The following is a 22,247-nucleotide window of genomic DNA, read 5'->3' on the forward strand; positions in this document are numbered from 1 at the left end:
TGTGTGAAGGATCCGTAAGTTCCCACAAGTTGCCCGGCCCCATCCGGCGGAAAAGCATGGGGAGGTGAGCTATCTGCGCCTGCCCCATCTCAGCGGTGACCTGTTGTGCTTCGTGGCCGAGGACGACCTCTGGCTCTCCCCCCTGGACGGCCCGGGCCGCGCCTGGCGCCTCACCGTCGACCGTACGAAGACCGGCCATCCCCGTTTCTCACCGGACGGCCGCACCATCGCGTACACGAGCTGGCGCAGCCTGGTCCCCGAGATCCACACCGTCCCGGTGGACGGCGGACCGGGCAGACAGCTCACCCACTGGGGTTCCGCGGACACCCAGGTCTGCGGCTGGACACCCCCTCAAGGGGACAGCGGGGGCACGATTCTCGCCGTCGCCTCCCACGGCGAGCCCTTCTCGTACTTCACCTGGGCGTACAAGGTCTCCCCCGGCGGCGACCCCGGCCGCAAGCTCCCCTGGGGCCCGGTCTCCGACATCCAGGTCGCCGACATCGAGGAAGAACGCAGGACCCTCCTCCTCACCGGCACCCCGCCCCACGAACCCGCCGCCTGGAAGCGCTACCGCGGCGGCGCCATGGGCCGCCTCTGGCTGCACGGCGAACGCCTGCTGGCCGACCTGGAGGGCCATCTGCACTCCCCGATGTTCGTCGGCGGCCGCATCGCCTTCCTCTCCGACCACGAAGGCATCGGCAACCTCTACTCCTGCGCCTACGACGGCTCCGACCTGCGCCGCCACACCGACCACGAGGCCTTCTACGCCCGGCACGCGTCGAGCGACGGCACCCGGGTGGTGTACCAGTGCGCCGGCGACCTGTGGATCGTCGACGACCTGGCCGCCGACTCCGAACCGCGCCGCCTGGACGTACGGCTGAGCGGGCCGCGCGCGGGCCGGCGCACCTACCAGGTCCCGGCCGCGCAGCACGTGGACGGCATCTCGGTCGACGAGACGGGCCGCGCGAGCGCCGTCGTCGTACGCGGCAGCCTGTACTGGCTCACCCACCGGGACGGCCCGGCCCGCACGATCACCGACACCCCGGGTGTACGGGTCCGCCTCCCGGAGATGCTCGGCTCGACCGGCCAGGTCGCCTACATCACGGACGCGGAGGGCGAGGACGCCGTCGAGATCGCCAGTCTGCCGCGCGCGACCGGCGACCGCGAGCCGCGCCGGCTGGCCTCCGGCGAGGTGGGACGCGTCCAGGAACTCGTCGCCGACCCGCAGGGCGAGCGCCTCGCCATGGCCTCGCACGACGGCCGCCTGCTCCTCCTCGACGCCACGGAGGGCTCGAACGGCGAGGTCACCGAGCTGATCCACTCGGTCAACGGCCCGGTGCGCGACCTCGCCTTCTCCCCGGACGGCACCTGGCTGACCTGGTCCCACCCCGGCATCGGCCGCTCCCTGCGGCAGATCAAGATGGCGCGCATAAAGGACCACTTGATCGTCGACGTGACCAACGGCCGCTTCGAGGACGAGAACCCGGTGTTCACGAGGGACGGCCGCTATCTCGCCTTCCTGTCGTGGCGCGGCTTCGACCCGGTGTACGACGTCCACACCGGGGACCTGTCCTTCCCGCTCGGCTGCCGCCCGTACCTGGTCCCCCTGTCCTCCGCGACCCCCTCCCCCTTCGCCCTGACCCCGGAGGGCCGGCCGGCCGCCGGAGGCCTGGATCCGGTGGAGGACGAGGAGGAGGGCGGCGACGGCGCCGCGGTCACCGTCGAGATCGAAGGGCTGGAGAACCGGGTCACCCCCTTCCCGGTCGCCGCCTCCAAGTACTCGGCGCTGTACCCCGTGGCGGGCGGCGGCCTGGTCTGGCTGCGCTGGCCGATCTCGGGGGCGCTCGGCGAGACGTTCGCCAACCCGGACGACACCACCGGCCGTCCGACCCTCGAACACTTCAACATCAGCAAGGCGAAGAAGTCCGAACTCCTGGAGCACCTGGACTGGTTCGCGCTCAGCGGCGACGGCACCCGCCTGGTCGTGGTCGACGAGGGCGACCTGCGGGCCGTCCCCTCATCCGAGTCCGGCGACGGCGACACGACGGTCTGGATCGACCTGCGCCGCATCCTGCACGAGGTCGACCCGGCCGCCGAGTGGCGCCAGGCGTACGAGGAGGCCGGCCGTCTCATCCGCGCGTACTTCTGGGACCCGGGGATGTGCGGCATCGACTGGGACGCGGTGCTCGGCCAGTACCGCCCGCTCGTCGAACGGGTCGCGTCCCCCGACGAGTTCGCGGACCTCCTGCGCGAAGTGCTCGGCGAACTGGGCACCTCCCACGCCTACGTCACCGCCGCCCGCCGCAACGAGGGCCCGCCCCACTACCAGCGCCTCCAGGGCCTGCTCGGCGCCAACTTCGTCCACAGGGCGGAGGGCTGGGTGGTCAAGCGGATCCTCCCGGGCGAGTCGTCCGACTCCAAGGCCCGCTCACCGCTCGCGGGCACCGGCATCAGGGAGGGCGCCGTACTGACCCACGTCGACGGCCGCCAGGTGGACCCGCTGACCGGGCCGTACCCGCTGCTGGCGGGTGCAGGCGGCACCACGGTCGAGCTCACCTTCACCCCGGCGGAGGGCGAGGCCGGCCGCTCGCGCCGGGTCGCCGTCGTGCCCCTGATCGACGAACGCCCCCTCCGCTACCAGGACTGGGTGGCCAAACGCCGCGCTGTCGTCCGGGAGTTGAGCGGCGGTCGCTGCGGCTATCTGCACATCCCGGACATGGGCGGCTCCGGCTGGGCCCAGTTCAACCGGGACCTGCGGATGGAGGTGTCGAGACCCGCCCTGATCGTCGACGTCCGAGGCAACGCGGGCGGTCACATCAGCGAACTGGTCGTCGAGAAACTGTCCCGCACGATCCTGGGCTGGGACCTCACCCGCAACGCCCAGCCGGTCTCGTACGCCTCCAACGCACCCAGGGGCCCGGTGGTCGCCCTGGCCGACGAGGCGACCTCCTCCGACGGCGACATGATCACGGCCGCCATCAAGCTCCTCGGGCTCGGCCCCGTCATCGGCCAGCGCACCTGGGGCGGAGTGGTCGGCATGACGGGCCGCCACCGCCTGGGCGACGGCACGGTCATCACGGTCCCGATGAACGCGGCCTGGTTCGACGCCTACGGCTGGACCGTCGAGAACAAGGGCGTCACCCCCGACCTGGAAATCCTCCGCACCCCCCTGGACTGGGCGGAGGGCCGCCACGCCCAACTGGACGACGCGGTCCAACTGGCGGTGGAACTACTGGAAACGAACCCTCCGGCAACACCGCCGGACTACAGCAACGTCCCAGACCGCTCACGTCCGAAGCTGCCGCCCAGGCCAGGAATCTAAGGGCCGCGGGGAACCGCGCACAGAGGCACAGGAATGGGGTGCCCTCAAAACCACAGGGCACCCCATTCAATTCAGCTCAGGCCGACCGACTAGATGTCGTAGTCCTGATCGAACCGATCCTGCTCTTCCCGCTGCAACCGCTCCGTCTCCTCGTCACGCATACGCTCGCCCGGCTTGCCGCGCTGCTGCTGACCCTGCTCCTGGCCCGGCCGGCCGCGCTGCTGGCCCTGCTCCTGGCCGCGCTGCTGACCCTGCTCGCGGGCCTGCTGGGCCTTCTGCTTGGCCTGCTCCTGCCACTGCTCCGACTTGTCCTGGAACTTGTCCTTCATACCCATGTGGGTTCACTCCCGTAGTGGGTGGGGGGAGGCCCTTGACCGGGCCTCGACCAGATTCACACGGCCCACCACGCAGCGCATTTCGATCAACTACGGTGCGTAGCGCGGGACTCCTCGTCCGCCGCCCCACCTGCACCGACGAGCCCCGACCGCATGCCCTCCAACCGTGACCCGAACCGCCGCATCTCCCGTTGCCCCACCGTCCCGATGAGCCCCGGCAGATACCCGCGCACGCCCTGCATCCCGCGCAGCCACCACTGCCCGTACACATGGCTCGACCTGCGCTCGATCCCGGCGACGATCCGGTCGACGGCCGGGCCCAGCGGATACGTCTTGTTGGACGGCCACGGCAGCCGCTGCCGCAGCTCCCGCATCACCTCGTCCTGATCGGCGCCCCGCACCATGTCGGTGTCGGTCCACGACAGATACCCGACCCCGACCCGTACGCCCTTGTACCCGACCTCGGCCCGCAGACTGTGCGCGTACGCCTCCACACCGGACTTGGAGGCGCAGTACGCGCTCATCATCGGCGCCGGAGTCATCGCCGCGAGGGACGCGATCTGGAGCAGATAGCCGCGGCTCTCCATCAGAACCGGCAGGAAGGCACGGGCGGTCACCGCGGACCCGATGAGGTTCACCTCGATCACCCGTCGCCAGGCCTCGGGGTCCGAGTCGACGAAGGGACCGCCGGTGGCGACACCGGCGTTCGCCACGACGATGTCGACCTTCCCGAACCGCTCCTTGACCTCCTGCGCGACCCGCGCCATCGCCTGATGGTCCGTCACATCGGCGTACCAGTGGCCGCTGTCGCCGTGCAGCCGCTCGGAGACCTGTTTGAGGGCGTCCGCCTCCAGCCCGACGAGCGCCACCTTGGCACGCCGCGCCGACAACTTCCGCGCGAGCAGCTCGCCGACACCGCGCGCGGCGCCCGTGACGACGGCGACCTGTCCTTCGAGGCTGACCTTGGTCATGCGCCCTCCTTGATCGTTGCGTACGTCGTGACCAGCTCCCGGATGCGGCCCGTGACCAGCTCCGGTGCCTCCACCGGGGTCATGTGGCCGAGCCCCGGCAGCTCGGTGCTGCCCACACAGTTGGGCAGCGCGGCCACCAGCGCCCGCGCCTGCACGGGTGGTGTCAGCCGGTCCGCCGTCCCGACGACGACGGCCGTCGGCACCCTCAACTCCCGTACTCCGTGGTCGAGATCGAGCAGGGCGAGCACCTGCGACCAGGCGTACCGCACCTTGCGCGGACACGCGTGCACGATCCGCGCGCACGCCTCCACCATGTGCGGCGCCGAAGCCGGCCCCATCGTCCCGTACTTGAGGATCCGCCGGGCGACGGGCGTGACCGGCCCGAGCGGCGCCCGCGCCCCGAGGATGTGCTTGGTGAGCCAGGTCCGCAACCGCCCGGGCCCGAGGGGCACGACGGTCGACTCGGCCACCAGCCGCGAGGAGCCCGTGCTGCACAGCAGTACGGCGGCCGTGTGCTCCCGGAAGCTCTTTCTCGTGGCCGCCGCCATCACCGTCATACCGCCCATGGAGTGCCCGGCGATCACGGCCTTCTCGCCCGGCGCGAGAGTTGCCTCCAGTACGGCTTCGAGGTCGTCGGCGAGGGCGTCCGGACTGCACGCCGGGCTTGCCGGACTGCGTCCGTGGCCCCGCTGGTCGTAGGCGATGACGCGGTGGTCGGCGGCGAGGTCCCGTATCTGCGCCGCCCAGAAGGCGGTGGAGCAGGTCCAGCCGTGGGCGAGGATCACCGCGGGCGCCTTCTCGGGCCCGTACACCTCCACGTGCAGCCGGGCGCCGTCGGCGGAGACGGCGACGAGCTCGCGGACGGGGGTGGGCGGGGCGTAGGGCCCGGACTCGACGTGCATCAGCCGGCTCACGCGTCCACCTCCGCCTTCTGCTCGGCGGGCGCCCGGAGCAGGTCGTACTCGGCGAGATCCACCTGCCGTGTGGCCCGCCGGAACTCGGTCGTCGTACCCGGCCAGATGGTGGTGTTGCGACCGCTCGGGTCGAGGTACCAGCTGGTGCAGCCCCCCGTGTTCCACACGGTCCGCTTCATGCGCTCCTGCACGCGCAGGTTCCAGGCGGCGACGGCTCCCGGCCGGGCGTCGAGAGCGGCACGGCCGCCGAGGACGTCCAACTGCCGTACGAAGTCGGCCATGTAGTTGAGCTGCGACTCGATCATCAGGATCATCGACGAGTTCCCGAGCCCGGTGTTGGGCCCGATGATGGTCATCCAGTTGGGGAACCCGGCGGCGGACGCGCCTCGCAGCGACTCCATCCCGCCCTTCCACACCTCCGCGAGGGTCCTGCCCTCCGCCCCGACCACCCGCTCGGCGATCGGCATGTCGGTGACATGGAACCCCGTACCGAAGATGATCGCGTCGACCTCGGCCCCGCTCCCGTCGGCAGCGACGACGGCCGACCCACGGATCTCACTCAGCCCACTCGCCACCACATCCACATTGGGCCGGGCGAGCGCCGGATAGTAGGTGCTGCTCAGCAGGATCCGCTTGCAGCCGATGCGGTAGTCGGGGGTGAGCTTGGCGCGCAGCGCCGGGTCCTTGATGGCCCGCATCATGTTCCGCTTGGCCAGCTGCTCGACGAAACCGAGCTCGTTCGGGTGCTTGGTGAACGCCTGGACCTGCAGCTCCCGGAGCCCCCACAGCAGTCCGCGGCGGGCCTGCGCGGTGAAGGGCAGCGTGCGGTGCAGGGCCCGCTCGGCACCGCTGATGGCGCGGTCGACGCGCGGCATGACCCAGGGCGGGGTGCGCTGGAAGAGGGTGAGCCGGCCGACCTCGGGCTGGATGGCGGGCACGATCTGGATGGCGGAGGCCCCCGTCCCCACCATCGCGACGCGCTTGCCGCGCAGGTCGTAGTCGTGGTCCCAGCGGGCGGAGTGGAAGACCTTGCCGGGGAAGGAGTCGAGCCCCGGGACGTCGGGCACCTTCGGGTCGGACAGCGGCCCGGTCGCGGAGACGACGACGTCCGCGGACAGGGACCCGCTGCTGGTCTCGATCTCCCACCGCAGCTTCTCGTCGTCCCAGGTCATCATCTTCACTTCGGAGTCGAAGCGGATGTGGGGCCGCAGGTGGAAGACGTCCGTGACGTGCTCCAGGTAGGCGCGGATGTGCTCCTGCCCGGAGAAGGTGCGCGGCCAGTCGGGATTGGGTGCGAAGGAGAAGGAGTAGAGGTGGGAGGGCACGTCGCAGGCGCACCCCGGGTAGCTGTTGTCGCGCCAGGTGCCGCCCACGCTGTCGGCCCGTTCGAGGACCACGAAGTCGGTGACGCCCTCGCGCCGCAGCCGCACGGCGGCCCCGAGCCCGCCGAACCCGGACCCGATCACCGCCACCCGCACATGCTCCCGCTCAGCCATGCCGACGCCCTTCCTCACGCGACTCCGCCAGTGAACACTGGCGCAATGGGACTGTAGAGCAGCTCCGTACCGATGGGTAGGGGTGGGAGGGCAGGAATGTTACCGGCGGTACAACATAGGCTGCGTTCGTGACCGAGAAGCGCGAGTACCGCATGGAGGAACTGGCCCGCCTGGCCGGCATCACCGTACGCACCCTGCGCTTCTACCGAGAACGCAAACTGATACCGCCGCCCCGCCGCGAGGGCCGTATCGCCTGGTACGACGACCATCATCTGGCCCGTCTGAACACGATCGCGGCGATGCTGGAACGCGGCCACACCCTCACCGGCATCGCGGAACTGGCCGAAGCCCTCGACCACGGCCGGGACGTCGCCGACCTGCTCGGCATCGAGCCGACCGAGGAGGAACCGGTCCGCCTCACCCCCGAGGAACTCGCCGCCCGCTTCGAGGGCCAGGCCACCCCCGAGAACCTCGCCGCCGCGCTCGACCTCGGCTATCTCGGCACCGACGGCGACGAGATCGTCCACATCAGCCGCCGCCTCCTGGACGTGTCCTCCGACCTGGTCCGCGAGGGCATCCCCCTCGCGGAGGTCCTGGCGGCGGGGAAGCGGGTCCGGGAACACGTGGACGACCTGGCGGAGATGTTCGCCGAACTGGTCCTGCGCCACACCGGGGAGGAGGACCTGCAGCGCCTGCGGCCACTGGCGCGGAGCGTGGTGGAGGCGGAGCTCTCCCTGGCGTTGGACCGGCGTCTGCGGAAGCAGGACTGAGGGGCCTCGGCGAAGTCCGCTGCGGTTCGGCCGCCCCCGAAGGGGCGCGGGGCTGCATCGATGTCCGGCTCCGCCGCGGGGGCGCGACCAGCCACGACTGCGCCACGGACGATCGACGGCCCATCGCCGCACAGCCCGCGCAGCGCTCAGCGGTCGTACACGACGGTGACCGGCGCATGGTCCGACCACCGCTCGTCATGCGTGGCCGCCCGCTCGACATAGCCCTTGACCGCTTTGGCGGCGAGCCCGGGCGTCGAGACGTGGTAGTCGATGCGCCATCCTGAATCGTTGTCGAAAGCCCGCCCCCGGTACGACCACCACGAGTACGGCCCCTCCACCTCAGGATGCAGGGCGCGCACGACGTCGACGTACCCCCCGTCCGCGGGGTCGAGGACCCGCCCCAGCCATGCCCGCTCCTCCGGCAGGAACCCGGAGTTCTTCTGGTTGGCGCGCCAGTTCTTGAGGTCGGCCTGCTGGTGGGCGATGTTCCAGTCGCCACAGACGACGACCTCGCGTCCGCCGGCGGCGGCCCGCTCCCGCAGCGTCTTCAGATAGGCGAGGAACTCGCCCATGAAGCGGATCTTCTCGTCCTGGCGCTCGGTGCCGACCTCGCCGGAGGGGAGGTAGAGCGAGGCGACCGTGACACCCGGCAGGTCGACCTCGACGTACCGCCCACTGGCCTCGAACTCGGCCGCCCCGAAGCCGACCTGGATGCGGTCGGGCTCGCGGCGGGTGTAGAGGGAGACGCCGGCGCGCCCCTTGGCGGCGGCCGGCGCATGGACGACATGCCAGCCGTCGGGCGTGCGCACGTGCTCGGGCAGCTGCTGCGGCTCGGCGCGCACCTCCTGGAGGCAGAGCACGTCGGCGGAGGTGCCGGCGAGCCACTCCACGAAGCCCTTCTTCGCGGCGGCGCGCAGTCCATTGACATTGACGGAGGTCACAGTGAGCACGCGGGAACGATACCGGCACACTGGAACGAGCCCGGACCCCCCAACTATGCATAGGTGTACGATCTTCGACATGAATATACGCCGTGTCTCCTTCGACCACCCGGACGCCGTCAAGCTGAACGACGAGGTCCAGGCGGAGTACCACGTGCGCTACGGCGACGGCGGGGACGCCACATCGCTGGACCCGGGGGACTTCGAGCCGCCGAACGGCGTGTACTTCATCGCGTACGACGAGAACGACAGCCCCGTCGCCACGGGCGGCTGGCGCGCCCAGGACACCAACGGCGAGGGCAACCTCGACGGGGACGCCGAGGTCAAGCGGATGTACGTGGTGGCGGCGGCGCGCGGCCGCGGGCTCGCCCGGCGCATCCTGGCCGCCCTGGAGGAGGACGCCCGCACGGCCGGCCGGCTGCGGATGGTCCTGGAGACGGGCATCAAGCAGCCGGAGGCCATCGCCCTGTACACGTCCAGCGGGTACGAGCCCTGCGAGAAGTTCGGCTACTACCGGTCGTACGACGACAGCCGCTGCTTCGCGAAGCGGCTCGGTTCCTGACCCTGCGCGGCTCTTCCCGGCGTCACCAACTCGGCCCGCGGTACGCGCTGGTGGCGCATCGCGTGGAGCAACGCAAAGATCCCGCCCGATCAACCGATCGGACGGGATCTTTCCAACTCCCCCGAATCTCCTCGGGATAGTTGTTGCGGTGGACCTGAGGGGATTCGAACCCCTGGCCCCCTCGATGCGAACGAGGTGCGCTACCGGACTGCGCCACAGGCCCTTGCAACGAGTGAAACTCTAGCACCCCGATCCGCGTGCTTGGAAATCCGTTCCTGCCCCGCCGCCGGGGCAGCGGCACAGGTGGGGCGGGGGGCTACTCGTTGGCGGCCCGCGGCCGCTCGCCGTCCTCGTACTGGTCGAACAGGGGCGTACGCCCCCGCTCCCGGGCCCGCCGCGCGGAGGCCGCACGGCGGGCGTCACTGCGCCCGTCGTCGTCCGCCCGGTCCTCCGCGGGGTCGGCTGCGCCCGGTTCCACGGCGTCGGCGGCGTGTGTCTCCTGGCCCCGGGCCACGGAGCCCGAGCGCGCCGAGCTCCAGGTGTCCGGCGCCCCGAGGTCGACGTCCGCGGTGGCCCGCGGAGCGACCGGCGCGGTCACATACGTCGGCAGGGGCACCGGCACCGGGTCCCAGCTGTCCCCGTGCCCGGGCCGCCGCTGCCGCTCACGCTGCTGGTCCACCCACTCGGCGTGGTCGGTCTGCTCGACGAGGGCGCGCCGGTCGGCGGCGAGCGCGGACAGCCCGGGGTCGGCGTCCTGCGCCGGTCCCTCGCCCTGTTCGTCGGCGTCCGCCTCGGTGGCGGTCGCGCGGCGGCGCGGCTGGCGGGCGCGCTCGCGGAGCCGCTCGGCGGCGTCCTCGGCGCGGCGCCGGTCCATCTGGTAGGCGAAGCGGCGTCGCTCCTGGGAGCGCAGGTAGGCGATGTACCCGCTGAGCAGCACCGCCGGCACGCCGGGCGCCCAGAGGAACGCGAGCCCCCCGACCGCGGCGACGACCGCGCCGAGCGTGAACGCGATGAAGAGCATCACGGTGGTGCGCCGACGCCGCGCGAGCGCCTTCATCCGCCGGGCACGCGCCAAGGCCGCTTCCTCCGAGGGAGAGCGCCGGGCCGCCGGCACCCGTTTCCGCGGCGGGGCGGGAACCGGCGCAGGGGCGGGAGCCGGGGCTTCCGCCGGTTCTCGCGCCGGTTGCGCACGCCCGGACGCCTGTGGCTGTACGTCTGCGCGCACCTGGGGACGTGCCGGAGGCACGGCGAAGGCCCGGACGTCCACCGAGTCGGTGACGGCGTCCGGACGACCGGCGCTGGGCTCCCCCTCTTCGGTGGAGCGCGCCTGCAGGTCCTTGGCGTACCGGCGCTCCATACCCGCCCGTCCGGACAGCAGCCGGATGGCGGTGCTGAAGCGTTCCGTCGGACGGGCCTCGTTCAGCTCGTCCTGCCTACGGAGCCACATCGGCACCAAGTAGGCGGCCCAGGCCCCGACAATGACTGCGTAGATGAGGCCGCTGCTGCTCACGCCTCACACGGTAGAGGGGTTTGCGTGAGGCCATCTGCCAATTGAGCCGGTGTGTCGCACGATCTGGCTGATATTTCGAACTTTTTTTGTGACCGATGCGATCAGCACCCCACCGAGGGCGTGAATTTAGCGCCTTGAGGCGATCGCCACGCGATCAATTTCGAACACGTATTCAATTTCCCCGAGCTTCGCAGGGTTCCGGCCTTCCCGGCTATGCGGGATTCCCCCGAGTACGTGCCCGCTGCCAGCGGCTGAGCAACCCGTCGGGGACCTCTTCCGCAGTGAGAGCGAAGACGAGGTGGTCGCGCCAGGCTCCGTCGATGTGGAGATAACGCGGCCTGAGGCCCTCCTCGCGGAATCCGAGTTTCTCCACGACCCGGCGGCTCGGCCCGTTCTCCGGGCGAATGCAGACCTCGATGCGGTGCAGCCCGACGGTGCGGAAACAGTGGTCCACCACGAGCGCCACGGCGGTCGGCATCACTCCGCGTCCGGCCACCGACTCGTCCACCCAGTAGCCGATGTGGCCCGAGCACATGGAGCCCCAGGTGATTCCGGCGACCGTCAACTGCCCGACCAGCCGCCCCTGGTACTCGATGACGAACGGCAGCATCCGGCCGGAGTTCGCTTCGGCCCGCAGGTGCCGGACCATCTGGCGGTACGTCGGCCGGTGCGCGATCGGCCCGCTCGGAGTGGGCGGCGGAATGGTCGCCTCCCAGGGGCGCAGCCAGTCCCGGTTGCGCCGGTTGACCTCGCGCCAGGCCCGCTGGTCGCGCAGCTTTATCGGCCTGAGGACGATGTCGCCGTCCGTCAGCACGACGGGCCAGGATGGGCTGTTCAGCTCGCACCCCCACTGGTGACGCCGGGTCTGGGGTGGTCGCCGCCGCGGATCTGGTCGACGGCGTGGACCAGGACGGGTTCCAGGACGGCCAGTCCGTCCTTGACCCCACCGGTGGAGCCCGGCAGATTGACGATCAGTGTGCTGCCCGCCACTCCGGCCAGGCCCCGGGAGAGCGCGGCGGTGGGCACCTTCTCCCGTCCGAACGCCCTGATGGCCTCGGCGATGCCCGGCACCTCGTGGTCGATCACCGCGCGCGTCGCCTCGGGCGTTCGGTCGGTGGGCGAGAGGCCGGTGCCGCCGGTGGTCACGATCAGTTCGTACCCGGCGTCGAGGGCGGCGCGCAGGGCGGCCTCCACCGGGTCTCCGTCGGGGACGACCTGCGGTCCGTCGACGGCGAAGCCGAAGCGCTTGAGGCCGTCGGCGATCAGCGGGCCGCCCCTGTCCTCGTAGACGCCCGCGGCGGCTCGGTTGGAGGCGGTGACGACAAGAGCGCGATACGTCATGTCCGGCTCCAGTCGCCCGACTTGCCGCCCGTCTTCTCCTCCACCCGTACGTCCGTGATGACCGCTCCCTTGTCGACCGCCTTGACCATGTCGATCACGGTGAGCGCGGCGACGGAGACGGCGGTGAGGGCCTCCATCTCGACGCCCGTGCGGTCCGTGGTCTTGACGGTGGCCAGGATCTCGACGGCGTCGTCCGCGACCGACAGGTCCAGTTTCACACCGGACACCGACAACGGGTGGCAGAGCGGGATGAGGTCCGGGGTGCGCTTGGCCCCCATGATGCCCGCGATGCGCGCGGTGGCGAGGGCGTCGCCCTTGGGGACCCCCTCGCCGCGCAGCAGCTCGACCACTCGGGGCGAGACGAGGACACGTCCGCTGGCGCGGGCGGTGCGCGCGGTCACGTCCTTGCCGGACACGTCGACCATACGGGCGGCGCCCGCGTCGTCGATGTGGGTCAGTCGATCGTCCGTACTCATTGGCTGTGTGGCGCTCCCGTCCGGGCCCCTCGCGGTGCGGCGCGTGGGTCTGTTGTGCGCGACACGGTACCGCCAACCAGAGGCAGTCAGCCGAGCAGGACGACCTCCACCTCGGAGCCGGGCTCGACGGACTCCACGTCCTCGGGGACGACGATCAGTGCGTCGGCGTGCGCGAGGGCCGCGACCAGGTGGGATCCGGCACCGCCGACCGGGGTCACCGAGCCGTCGGCGTACGTCCCGCGCAGGAACTGTCTGCGGCCCTTCGGCGAGGTCAGCGCCTTGCCGGTGGTCAGGGTCGCGCGGGTGCGCGGCCGGTGCACGTCGTCGAGTCCCATGAGGACGCGGATCGCGGGGCGGACGAAGAGCTCGAAGGAGACGTACGACGACACGGGGTTGCCCGGGAGTGCCAGCAGCGGGGTGTGCTCGGGGCCGATGGCGCCGAAGCCCTGGGGCTTGCCGGGCTGCATGGCGAGCTTGCGGAAGTCGACGCCGCTGCCCGGCTCGTCCTCGTCACCGACGTACGACAGGGCCTCCTTGACGACGTCGTACGCCCCGACGCTCACGCCGCCCGTGGTGACCAGGAGGTCGGCGCGGACGAGCTGGTCCTCGATGGTGGAGCGGAGGGTCTCGGCGTCGTCGGCGACGGCGCCCACCCGGTAGGCGATGGCGCCGGCGTCCCGGGCCGCGGCGGTGAGGGCGAAGCTGTTGGAGTCGTAGATCTGGCCGCTGCGCAGTTGCTCACCGGGCTGGACGAGTTCGCTGCCCGTGGACATGACGACCACGCGCGGGCGCGGGCGCACCCGGACCGTGCCGCGGCCGATCGCGGCGAGCAGGGCGATCTGCGGCGGGCCGAGGACCGTGCCGGCCTCGAGGGCGCGGTCCCCGGACTTCACGTCGCTGCCCTTCGCGCGTACGTGCGCGCGGGCCTCGGCCGGGCGGTACACGTGCACGTGCCCCTCGGCGCCCTCGGGGGCCACGGCCCGGGCGCGCATGCCGGCCGCCGGGCCCTCGCCGAGGCCTCCGTCGGTCCACTCGACGGGAACGACGGTCTCCGCGCCGGGCGGCAGCGGAGCGCCGGTCATGATGCGGGCGGCCTGGCCGGGGCCCACGTGGAGCAGGTCGGCCTGGCCCGCCGCGACGTCCCCGACGACGGCCAGGACGGCGGGGAACTCCTCGCTCGCGCCCGCGACATCCGAGACCCGTACCGCGTACCCGTCCATGGAGCTGTTGTCGAACGGCGGCAGGGAGAGAGGCACCGTGACGTCCTCGACCAGGACGCAGCCCTGGGCGTCGAGGAGTTGCAGCTCGATGGGTTCCAGGGGGCGGACGGTCGTGAGGATGTCCTCCAGGTGTTCGTCCACCGACCAGAGGCGGTCCTGGCCGGCGGTGCGGGGCGCGGCGCTGCTCAACGTTGCTACATCTCCTCGGCTACGTAACTGCGAAGCCAGGTCCGGAAGTCCGGGCCCAGGTCTTCACGTTCGCATGCGAGTCTGACAATGGCACGCAGGTAGTCGCCGCGGTCGCCGGTGTCATAGCGGCGGCCCTTGAAGACGACGCCGTGCACCGGGCCGCCGACCTTCTCGTCCGCCGCGAGCTGCTGGAGGGCGTCGGTGAGCTGGATCTCGCCTCCGCGGCCGGGCTCGGTCTTGCGCAGTATGTCGAAGATGTGCGGGTCGAGGACGTAGCGGCCGATGATCGCGTAGTTCGAGGGGGCGTCGGTCGCGGCCGGCTTCTCGACCAGGTCGTGGACCTTGACCACGTCGCCGTCCTCGGTGGGGTCGACGGCCGCGCAGCCGTAGAGGTGGATCTGCTCGGGTGAGACCTCCATGAGCGCGATGACGCTGCCGCCGCGCTGCTCCTGGACCTCGACCATGCGCGCGAGGAGCGGGTCACGCGGGTCGATCAGGTCGTCGCCGAGGAGGACGGCGAAGGGCTCGTGGCCGACGTGCGGGGCGGCGCACAGCACCGCGTGGCCGAGACCCCTGGGGTCGCCCTGCCGTACGTAGTGCATGGTCGCGAGGTCGCTGGACTCCTGGACCTTGGCGAGCCGGCCCGCGTCGCCCTTCTTCTGGAGGGCGGACTCGAGCTCGTAGTTGCGGTCGAAGTGGTCCTCCAGCGGGCGCTTGTTGCGGCCCGTGATCATCAGGACGTCGTCGAGGCCGGCCGACACGGCCTCTTCGACCACGTATTGGATCGCCGGCTTGTCGACGACCGGCAGCATCTCCTTGGGAGTGGCTTTCGTGGCCGGCAGGAACCGGGTGCCGAGACCTGCGGCGGGGATGACAGCCTTGGTGATCCTGGGGTGCTGGGTCATGGCCGCAACCTTATCCGGTGCCTTTGCAGGGAATCTGTGGGTCCGGTTAATTGGCTCCCATATGAGCACATAAGGAAGGGTACGGGTGCGACCAGTGAGCCACATCGGACGTGCGACCGAGGCTGACAAGCGAACGTTGCGGCGAGAGTTCCTCGCGGTGAGAAACAGATTGACGGCCGATGACGTGCGGGAAGCCGCGGCGGCACTGGCCGGCCGCGCCCTGGAGCTGCCCGAGCTGGCGCATGCGCGCACGGTGGCGGCGTACGTCTCCGTGGGGAGCGAGCCTGGGACTCTCGCGCTCCTGGACGCGCTGCGCGAGCGGGGCGTGCGTGTCCTGCTCCCGGCGCTTCTCCCGGACAACGACCTCGACTGGGGCGCCTACGCCGGGGAGGGCTCCCTCGCGCGCATCCAGCACGGCGGAAAAATGGCCCTCTTCGAGCCCGCCGGCGAACGTCTCGGACCGGAGGCCGTGACCGCGGCCGACGTCGTGCTGCTGCCCGGTCTCGCGGTCGACGCCCGCGGGATGCGGCTGGGGCGCGGAGGAGGGTCGTACGACCGCGTCCTCGCGCGTCTGGAGCGTGCGGACGCGCACCCCGCGCTGGTCGTGCTGCTGTACGACTCGGAGGTCGTCGGGCATGTCCCGGAGGAGCCGCACGACCGGCCGGTGCATGCGGTGGTGACGCCGTCGGGAGTACGGCGGTTCACATGAGAAGTGCCCTCCACGCACGCGTGGAGGGCACTCTCCTTGGCCGGTGGCCGGCGGCCTAGGACTGGTGTCCGGCGGCCTAGGACCGGTGGCTCATGGCTTCAGGACCAGGGTGTCGCTCGTGCTCTTGTCGACGGCCTTGTCCGAGAAGTTCCAGTCGAGGAGTTCACCCTTGGCCCACTTGCTCGTCTGGTCGGTGTAGTGGGCGCTGTAGGCGTGCCCCGAGGCGCCCGTGAGGTTGATCCACTTCGACTTGTCGAGGTCGTCCAGGTTGACCACCATGCGCATCGAGGGCACCCAGACGACGCCGTAGCCGCCGGCGGCGTTCCAGCCGGTGGCGTTGACCGTCGCCTCGCCGCCGCTGAGCTTCCAGGGGCCGCGGTTCAGGATGTACTTCACGAAAGCGGGGCCGTCGGTGCCGAGGGTCTGGTTCTTCAGGAACAGGCGGTGCAGCCGGCCCCAGCTCCAGGTGTCGATGTCCTTGCCGAGCTTGGCCGTCAGCTCCCAACGGGCGTCGATCATGGCGCGCTTGAAGAGATCGTCGCGGTTGTCGCTCGCCCCCGGCCGGGTGAGCGACTTGGGCGTGGACCACCAGTCGCTCTTCTGGTCGTCCATGAGGTTGCGGACCACCTCGAACCAGCGGTCGCCGCCGTCCGGCTGCGCCTGGTCGGCGGCGCGCTCGCCGCACTCGCGCACCTTGTTCGTCTCGTCCGCGGGCCCGGTGCTGTTGACCGGATCGACCCACAGGCACTGGCCCTCGACCCGCAGCTCCTTGGGCAGCTTGTTGCCGAAGGCGAGCTTGAGGATGTTGCGCCAGACCGAGTTGAAGTAGGCGGCCGCCGCCGAGTCGGCGTCCTGGGTGTAGTCCCAGCCCTCAAGGAGGTCCTGCGCCTCGCGGACGGCCTTCGCCCCGCGGACGTCCTTGTCCTTGATGTCGATCTTCAGCAGCTTGGGCACGAGCAGCTTGGCGATCTCACTGCTGTTGTCCAGCTGCATCTGGCGCATGTCGTCGGTGGAGATCTTGCCGCCGCCGTTGATCTTCGACTCGATCAGGTCGGTGATGCGCTGGCTGCGGGTGCCGTAGCCCCAGTCGGTGGTGAGTGTGTACGGGTACTTGTTCTTGTCGATCACCGCCTGGTTGGCGGTGACGATGTAGCCGCGCTTCGGGTTGTACTCGTACGGCAGCGCGGCCTTGGGGATGTACCCGGTCCACTTGTAGCCGGAGTCCCAGCCCGGCGCCGGGATCGAGCCGTCGTCCTTCTTCGCGCGCGTGGGGATCTTTCCGGGCAGCGTGTAACCGATGTCGTTCTTGTCGGCGTAGACGAGGTTCTGCGAGGGCACGTCGAACAGGGCGGCCGCGGAGCGGAAGTCGCTCCAGTTCGACGCCCTGTCCATGGCGAAGACGGCGTCCATGGAGGTGCCCGGGTCGAGCGCGGTCCAGCGCAGTGCGATGCCGTAGCCGTCGCCGCGGTCGGGTGCGGCGGTGTTGACGGTGGCCTTCTTGCCGACCGTCACGAGCTCGTCGTCGCGGTCGGAGAGCAGGGGCATCCCGTCGGCTGTCTGGCGGACGACGATCGTCTTGGACGTGCCGCCGGCGACCTTGATGGTCTCCTCACGGGTCTTGAACGGCCGCACCGTGCCGTCGTAGAGGTAGCCGTCGCCGGAGACCTTCTCCAGGTACAGGTCGGTGACGTCGACACCGGAGTTGGTCATGCCCCAGGCGATGTCCTGGTTGTGGCCGATGACCACGCCGGGCATGCCCGCGAAGGTGTAACCGGTCACGTCGTACTGGCACTTGCTGGAGACGGTGCGGCAGTGCAGGCCCATCTGGTACCAGACGGACGGCAGCGAGGCCGACAGGTGCGGGTCGTTGGCCAGCAGCGGCTTGCCGGTGATGGTGTGATCCCCGGCGACGACCCAGGAGTTGGAGCCGATGCCCTGGCCGTTCACGCCGACGGCCGTGGGCACGTTGTCCAGGACCTTGTTGAGACCCGACAGCTGGCTCGTCAGGGCCGAGGCCGCGGAGGACGTGCCACTCGTCGACGTACCGGACGTACCCGGCGTACCGCTCGTGGATGAGCTGCCGTTCTGCTCGAACGTCTTGCTGAGCGTGTTGTACTGGCCCTCCTGGACGATCGCCTTGTTGCGGCTGTACGGGTAGTCCGGGTACAGGTCGGCGATCTGCTTGGGGCCGAGACGGCTGGTCATCAGGGCGCGGTCGATCTCGTCGTGCATGTTGCCGCGCAGGTCCCAGGCCATCGCCTTCAGCCAGGAGACCGAGTCGACCGGGGTCCACTGGGCGGGCTTGTAGTCGTTGGTGAAGCCCAGGGCCGCGTACTCCAGGGAGATGTCCTTGCCGTCCTTGCCCTGGAGGTAGGCGTTGACTCCCTTGGCGTACGCCTGGAGGTACTTCTTGGTGGAGGCCGACAACTCGGTGTCGTACTCCTTCTTCGCCACCCGGTCCCAGCCCAGGGTGCGCAGGAACTCGTCGTCCTTGACCTGGCCCTTGCCGAACATCTCCGACAGCCGGCCGGAGGTCATGTGGCGGCGCACGTCCATCTCGTAGAACCGGTCCTGCGCCTGGACGTAGCCCTGCGCCATGAACAGGTCCGCGTCGGAGGAGGCGTAGATCTGCGGGATGCCGTTGCCGTCGCGCTTGACGTCGACGGGTCCTGACAGACCGTCGAGCGTGATCGATCCCTTTGTCTGCGGGAACGACGCGCGGACGGTGCTGATGGACCAGTACGCCCCGTAGGCGACGCCTCCGATCAGGGCCAGTACCAGTACCAGCACGACCAATCGGGCTTTGCGCCCCTTCTTCCTGCCGGACTTGCCGGGCTTGTCACCCGTTGTGGCGGTGGTGTTGGGGGGCATCGCTGTCCTTGCTGTCCTAACGCGAGCGGCAGGCGGGCTGTGACGTCGAATGAGCGCTGGAGCAACCATAGGCGCAGGGCCCTGAGGGCCTTGACGCGGAGTCGGGAACCAGAGCGGAGCGCGTTCGAATCCTGCCTCCGCGAGCGTCAAGAAATCGTCAAGAGTTAGGTAAGGTAACGAAGTACTTGGATGCGGAGCTTCTCGGCTTCGTGTCCTATGTACGTGAGCTCCCGCGCGGGATGCGTGTGAGCCAGGGAAGGGAACGGCCGCTGACTGTCCACCACCTCAACCAGCTTCTGCTCGTCTGCTCGCTCGTCCTGCTCGTCGCCGTGGCAGCGGTCCGGATCTCCTCGCGCAGCGGGCTCCCCAGCCTGCTCGTTTACCTGGGGATCGGGGTCCTCATGGGCCAGGACGGGATCGGCAACATCCACTTCGCCAACGCCGAACTGACCCAGGTCATCGGATACGCGGCCCTCGTCGTGATCCTGGCCGAGGGCGGTCTGGGCACGAAATGGAAGGAGATCAAGCCGGCCCTGCCGGCCGCCTCCGCGCTGGCACTGGGCGGGGTCGCGGTGAGCGTCGGGGTCACGGCATCGGCCGCGCACTTCCTGATCGGGCTGGAGTGGCGGCAGGCGCTCATCGTGGGGGCGGTCGTCTCCTCGACGGACGCGGCCGCGGTCTTCTCGGTGCTGCGGAAGATCCCCCTCCCCGCACGCGTGACGGGCACACTGGAGGCCGAGTCCGGCTTCAACGACGCCCCGGTCGTCATCCTGGTGGTCGCCTTCTCCACGGCAGGCCCGGTCTCCCACTGGTACGTACTGCTGGGCGAGATAGCTCTGGAACTCGCCATCGGCGCGGCCATCGGCCTCGCGGTGGGCTGGCTGGGGTCCTGGGGTCTGCGGCACGTGGCGTTCCCCGCCTCCGGCCTCTACCCGATCGCCGTGATGGCCATCGCCGTCACCGCCTACGCGGGGGGCGCGCTGGCGCACGGCAGCGGCTTCCTCGGCGTCTACCTCGCCTCGATGGTGATGGGCAACGCAAAGCTGCCCCACTGGCCCGCCACCCGCGGGTTCGCCGACGGGCTCGGCTGGATCGCCCAGATCGGCATGTTCGTCCTGCTCGGCCTCCTGGTCACCCCGCACGAGCTCGGCGACGACGTGGTGCCCGCGCTCGTCATCGGCCTGGTGCTGACCATGGTGGCGCGCCCGCTGAGCGTGATGCTGTGCCTGGTGCCCTTCCGGGTGCCGTGGCAGGAGCAGACCCTGATGTCCTGGGCGGGGCTGCGCGGCGCGGTCCCCATCATCCTGGCGACGATCCCGATGGTGGAGGGCGTGGACGCCAGTCGCCGCATCTTCAACATCGTCTTCGTGCTGGTCGTCGTCTACACCCTGGTCCAGGGGCCGACACTGCCCTGGCTCGCCCGCACACTGCAGCTGGGCGAGGATGCCGAGGCAGCCGACCTCGGCATCGAGTCCGCACCCCTGGAGCGGCTGCGCGGACATCTGCTGTCCGTCGCGATCCCCGAGGCGTCCAAGATGCACGGCGTCGAGGTGGCCGAGCTCCGCCTGCCGGCCGGCGCCGCCGTCACCCTCGTCGTACGCGAAGGAAAATCGTTTGTCCCCACGCCGACGACAGTGCTGCGGCGCGGCGACGAACTGCTGGTCGTCGCCACGGACCCGGTGCGGGACGCGGCGGAGCGGCGGCTGCGCTCCGTCGGCCACGGCGGCAAGCTGGCCGGATGGCTCGGGACGAACGGGGCGGAAGCGGGAGCAGGGCGTTAATGGCGTGTTTCGCACGGTTCACACCCCCGATAATCGCAGGTGAACGCATGCATGGTGCTCGTATTCACAGGCGCATCGACCATTGATCCCTGTACGATGAAGGCGCACCCTGATCGAACCAACTCTGCCTGACGCAGTGCTGGCGCGACCGTATGGCGGCCGGGACGTCCTGAGCAGTGGACCGCCGGTATCTACCGCAGTTCCGCGCAAGAGGACAGCTCTCGGCGCCGCCCGCAAAGGGGGGCCGCGCTACCAGGCGGCAGAAAGGCACGGGCCGTGGCATCCACGGTCACCTCCCGCCCGGGCTACGGACAGCTGCTGCGCACCCGCGGCGCCTGGACGTTCCTGCTCCCCGGCTTCGCCGCACGCCAGCCGTTCGCGATGCTCACCATCTCCATCGTGCTGCTTGTGCAGCACACCACCGGCTCCTACGGTGCGGCGGGCGCCGCGGCGGCCGTCACCGGCGTCTCCATGGCACTGTTCGCGCCCTACAGCGGCCGTCTCGCCGACCGCTACGGACAGCGCGCCGTGCTGATCCCCGGCGTGCTGCTGCACTCCCTGTCGGGCCTGGCCTTCACCGCGCTTGCGCTGGCCCACGCGCCCCTGTGGGCCCTGTTCGCGGCAGCCGTGCCGACCGGCGCCTCGGTGCCGCAGGTCGGGCCCATGGTGCGAGCCCGCTGGGGCGTCACGCTCCAGGGCTCACCCCTGATGACCACCGCGGCCGCCTTCGAGTCCGTCACGGACGAACTGACCTTCGTCTTCGGCCCCCTGCTGGCCACCGCCCTGTGCACCGCAGTCACCCCGGCCGCCGGTCTGGTGACCGAAGCCGCGCTGACGCTGGTCGGCGGTCTGCTGTTCGCTGCGCAGAAGAGCACGCAACCCGCGGTCACCGCCGCCGGGCACGCGCGCGTGGAGCACGCTTCCGCTCTGCGCGTCCCTGGTGTGCGCGTTCTGATCGTGGCCTTCCTGGGCATCGGCTCCGTCTTCGGCGGCATGCAGGTCTCGCTGGCCGCGTTCACCGAGTCGATCGGCGAGCCGGGCCTGAACGGAGCCCTCTACGGCGTCTTCGCGGCGGGCAACATGCTCTCCGGCATCGTCTGCGGCGCCGTCGCCTGGAAGGTGGCCCCGCAGCGGCGCCTCGTCGTCGGGTACGGCGCCCTCGCGCTGGCGGCCTCCGGCCTGTGGGCGGCCCACTCCGTGCTCCTGCTGGCCGGCCTCGGCCTGCTCGTCGGCATGTGCATCGCGCCCGCGCTGATCAGCGGCTACACCCTGGTCGAGGGCCTGGTCCCGGCCGGCGCCCGCACCGAGGCCTTCACCTGGCTGACCGGCGCGGTGGCGCTCGGCCAGGCCGCGGCCGTCACCGTCGCCGGACAGCTGGAGGACCGCTTCTGGGGCGGGGCGGGGTTCCTGGTCCCGCTGGCCGGTACTGTGCTTGCGCTGACGACCCTCGTGGCCCTTCGGTCACGGCTCGTGGCGCGCCCGCGCAACCTGACCGTCGCACGTGGCGTCGGTCACCGAGTGCCGGTGACGGTGGACTGATCCTCAGGAATACGTCACTATGGACCCTCGTTAGCACTCATTGAGTGAGAGTGCCAGGAGGAAGACAGTGCCCACCTACCAGTACCAGTGCACCGAGTGCGGCGAGGGCCTCGAGGCGGTGCAGAAGTTCACCGACGACGCCCTGACCGAGTGCCCCAACTGCAGTGGCCGCCTGAAGAAGGTGTTCTCCGCGGTCGGCATTGTCTTCAAGGGCTCCGGCTTCTACCGGAACGACAGCCGCGGCTCCTCTTCGAGCAGCACGCCGTCGTCCTCGAAGCCGTCGACGTCCACCTCGTCATCGGCCCCGTCCTCGTCGTCCTCGGACTCGAAGACGTCGAGCACCGGCACCTCCAGCAGCAGCTCCGCCGCCTAGGGCTCCGCACGGGACCCTGTCG

At 70.5% G+C, this 22,247-nt stretch carries 19 protein-coding genes and 1 tRNA gene; 7 read left to right on the forward strand and 13 right to left on the reverse strand.

Annotated elements, in window-relative coordinates; genetic code table 11:
• Positions 1 to 64: 64 nt before the first annotated feature.
• Positions 65 to 3,322, forward strand: coding sequence for a S41 family peptidase (locus LJ657_RS18470; protein ID WP_232649715.1), 3,258 nt, complete (start codon positions 65 to 67; stop codon positions 3,320 to 3,322).
• Positions 3,323 to 3,411: 89 nt separating this feature from the next.
• Here the strand turns inward: LJ657_RS18470 and LJ657_RS18475 are convergent, their stop codons facing one another.
• The 4 genes from LJ657_RS18475 to LJ657_RS18490 form a co-directional block, all read right to left on the reverse strand.
• Positions 3,412 to 3,657: a hypothetical protein gene (locus LJ657_RS18475; RefSeq protein ID WP_232649716.1), complete on the reverse strand. Its 246-nt coding sequence runs from the start codon at positions 3,655 to 3,657 to the stop codon at positions 3,412 to 3,414.
• 86 nt (positions 3,658 to 3,743) lie between these two features.
• Positions 3,744 to 4,628, reverse strand: coding sequence for an SDR family oxidoreductase (locus LJ657_RS18480; RefSeq protein WP_232649717.1), 885 nt, complete (start codon positions 4,626 to 4,628; stop codon positions 3,744 to 3,746).
• Positions 4,625 to 5,542 carry an alpha/beta fold hydrolase gene (locus LJ657_RS18485; RefSeq protein WP_232649718.1) on the reverse strand — a complete coding sequence of 306 codons (918 nt, stop codon included), beginning with the start codon at positions 5,540 to 5,542 and terminating at the stop codon, positions 4,625 to 4,627. The genes LJ657_RS18480 and LJ657_RS18485 overlap by 4 nt, the downstream gene beginning before the upstream one ends.
• Positions 5,539 to 7,038, reverse strand: coding sequence for a flavin-containing monooxygenase (locus tag LJ657_RS18490; protein ID WP_232649719.1), 1,500 nt, complete (start codon positions 7,036 to 7,038; stop codon positions 5,539 to 5,541). Before LJ657_RS18490 ends, LJ657_RS18485 begins: the two co-directional genes overlap by 4 nt.
• A gap of 152 nt (positions 7,039 to 7,190) precedes the next feature.
• On the opposite strand from LJ657_RS18490, the gene LJ657_RS18495 reads away from it, so the two are divergent.
• The gene (locus LJ657_RS18495) at positions 7,191 to 7,808 is read left to right on the forward strand and encodes a MerR family transcriptional regulator (RefSeq protein ID WP_269786655.1); all 618 of its coding nucleotides are present in this window, start codon (positions 7,191 to 7,193) and stop codon (positions 7,806 to 7,808) included.
• Between the two features lie 146 nt (positions 7,809 to 7,954).
• Here the strand turns inward: LJ657_RS18495 and LJ657_RS18500 are convergent, their stop codons facing one another.
• Positions 7,955 to 8,758, reverse strand: a complete 804-nt coding sequence (locus tag LJ657_RS18500) for an exodeoxyribonuclease III (RefSeq protein ID WP_232649721.1) — start codon at positions 8,756 to 8,758, stop codon at positions 7,955 to 7,957.
• A 70-nt stretch (positions 8,759 to 8,828) separates the two neighbouring features.
• Between LJ657_RS18500 and LJ657_RS18505 the strand changes: the two genes are divergently transcribed.
• Positions 8,829 to 9,311, forward strand: coding sequence for a GNAT family N-acetyltransferase (locus LJ657_RS18505; RefSeq protein WP_232649722.1), 483 nt, complete (start codon positions 8,829 to 8,831; stop codon positions 9,309 to 9,311).
• 149 nt (positions 9,312 to 9,460) lie between these two features.
• Here LJ657_RS18505 and LJ657_RS18510 read toward each other — a convergent pair.
• From LJ657_RS18510 to galU, 7 genes are all read right to left on the reverse strand, one after another.
• Positions 9,461 to 9,534 (reverse strand) — tRNA-Ala (locus tag LJ657_RS18510).
• 93 nt (positions 9,535 to 9,627) lie between these two features.
• The gene (gene sepX, locus LJ657_RS18515; protein WP_232649723.1) at positions 9,628 to 10,821 is read right to left on the reverse strand and encodes a divisome protein SepX/GlpR; all 1,194 of its coding nucleotides are present in this window, start codon (positions 10,819 to 10,821) and stop codon (positions 9,628 to 9,630) included.
• Positions 10,822 to 11,032: 211 nt separating this feature from the next.
• Positions 11,033 to 11,635: a GNAT family N-acetyltransferase gene (locus tag LJ657_RS18520; RefSeq protein WP_232649724.1), complete on the reverse strand. Its 603-nt coding sequence runs from the start codon at positions 11,633 to 11,635 to the stop codon at positions 11,033 to 11,035.
• Between the two features lie 20 nt (positions 11,636 to 11,655).
• The gene (locus tag LJ657_RS18525; protein WP_232649725.1) at positions 11,656 to 12,162 is read right to left on the reverse strand and encodes a MogA/MoaB family molybdenum cofactor biosynthesis protein; all 507 of its coding nucleotides are present in this window, start codon (positions 12,160 to 12,162) and stop codon (positions 11,656 to 11,658) included.
• A complete protein-coding gene (gene moaC, locus LJ657_RS18530; protein WP_030941990.1) occupies positions 12,159 to 12,638 on the reverse strand; it encodes a cyclic pyranopterin monophosphate synthase MoaC in 480 nt (159 codons plus the stop codon). The genes LJ657_RS18525 and moaC overlap by 4 nt, the downstream gene beginning before the upstream one ends.
• An 86-nt stretch (positions 12,639 to 12,724) precedes the next feature.
• A complete protein-coding gene (gene glp / locus LJ657_RS18535; RefSeq protein ID WP_232649726.1) occupies positions 12,725 to 14,047 on the reverse strand; it encodes a molybdotransferase-like divisome protein Glp in 1,323 nt (440 codons plus the stop codon).
• A 5-nt stretch (positions 14,048 to 14,052) separates the two neighbouring features.
• Positions 14,053 to 14,952: a UTP--glucose-1-phosphate uridylyltransferase GalU gene (gene galU, locus LJ657_RS18540; RefSeq protein WP_232649727.1), complete on the reverse strand. Its 900-nt coding sequence runs from the start codon at positions 14,950 to 14,952 to the stop codon at positions 14,053 to 14,055.
• Positions 14,953 to 15,046: 94 nt separating this feature from the next.
• On the opposite strand from galU, the gene LJ657_RS18545 reads away from it, so the two are divergent.
• Positions 15,047 to 15,661, forward strand: coding sequence for a 5-formyltetrahydrofolate cyclo-ligase (locus tag LJ657_RS18545; protein ID WP_232649854.1), 615 nt, complete (start codon positions 15,047 to 15,049; stop codon positions 15,659 to 15,661).
• Between the two features lie 90 nt (positions 15,662 to 15,751).
• Here the strand turns inward: LJ657_RS18545 and LJ657_RS18550 are convergent, their stop codons facing one another.
• Positions 15,752 to 18,532: a penicillin acylase family protein gene (locus LJ657_RS18550; protein ID WP_232649728.1), complete on the reverse strand. Its 2,781-nt coding sequence runs from the start codon at positions 18,530 to 18,532 to the stop codon at positions 15,752 to 15,754.
• A gap of 239 nt (positions 18,533 to 18,771) precedes the next feature.
• Here LJ657_RS18550 and LJ657_RS18555 point away from each other — a divergent pair, with 239 nt between their 5' ends.
• The 3 genes from LJ657_RS18555 to LJ657_RS18565 all read left to right on the forward strand — a co-directional run bounded on the left by LJ657_RS18555 (position 18,772) and on the right by LJ657_RS18565 (position 22,225).
• Complete coding sequence (locus LJ657_RS18555; protein WP_232649855.1) at positions 18,772 to 20,313, forward strand: potassium/proton antiporter; 1,542 nt, start codon at positions 18,772 to 18,774, stop codon at positions 20,311 to 20,313.
• A gap of 276 nt (positions 20,314 to 20,589) precedes the next feature.
• Positions 20,590 to 21,852, forward strand: coding sequence for an MFS transporter (locus LJ657_RS18560; protein ID WP_232649729.1), 1,263 nt, complete (start codon positions 20,590 to 20,592; stop codon positions 21,850 to 21,852).
• A 67-nt stretch (positions 21,853 to 21,919) separates the two neighbouring features.
• Positions 21,920 to 22,225: an FmdB family zinc ribbon protein gene (locus tag LJ657_RS18565; protein ID WP_232649730.1), complete on the forward strand. Its 306-nt coding sequence runs from the start codon at positions 21,920 to 21,922 to the stop codon at positions 22,223 to 22,225.
• Positions 22,226 to 22,247: the final 22 nt, after the last annotated feature.

The sequence above is a fragment of the Streptomyces guryensis genome (assembly GCF_021261325.1).
GTDB classification, from domain to species: Bacteria; Actinomycetota; Actinomycetes; order Streptomycetales; family Streptomycetaceae; genus Streptomyces; species Streptomyces guryensis.

Bases quoted from the DNA above. Each gene is read 5' to 3' on its own strand.
- LJ657_RS18495 (WP_269786655.1), top strand. From the start codon at position 7,191: ATGGAGGAACTGGCCCGCCTGGCCGGCATCACCGTACGCACCCTGCGC.
- LJ657_RS18475 (WP_232649716.1), bottom strand. From the start codon at position 3,657: ATGGGTATGAAGGACAAGTTCCAGGACAAGTCGGAGCAGTGGCAGGAG.
- moaC (WP_030941990.1), bottom strand. From the start codon at position 12,638: ATGAGTACGGACGATCGACTGACCCACATCGACGACGCGGGCGCCGCC.
- LJ657_RS18525 (WP_232649725.1), bottom strand. From the start codon at position 12,162: ATGACGTATCGCGCTCTTGTCGTCACCGCCTCCAACCGAGCCGCCGCG.
- LJ657_RS18490 (WP_232649719.1), bottom strand. From the start codon at position 7,038: ATGGCTGAGCGGGAGCATGTGCGGGTGGCGGTGATCGGGTCCGGGTTC.
- LJ657_RS18555 (WP_232649855.1), top strand. From the start codon at position 18,772: ATGCGTGTGAGCCAGGGAAGGGAACGGCCGCTGACTGTCCACCACCTC.
- galU (WP_232649727.1), bottom strand. From the start codon at position 14,952: ATGACCCAGCACCCCAGGATCACCAAGGCTGTCATCCCCGCCGCAGGT.
- LJ657_RS18550 (WP_232649728.1), bottom strand. From the start codon at position 18,532: ATGCCCCCCAACACCACCGCCACAACGGGTGACAAGCCCGGCAAGTCC.
- LJ657_RS18505 (WP_232649722.1), top strand. From the start codon at position 8,829: ATGAATATACGCCGTGTCTCCTTCGACCACCCGGACGCCGTCAAGCTG.
- LJ657_RS18480 (WP_232649717.1), bottom strand. From the start codon at position 4,628: ATGACCAAGGTCAGCCTCGAAGGACAGGTCGCCGTCGTCACGGGCGCC.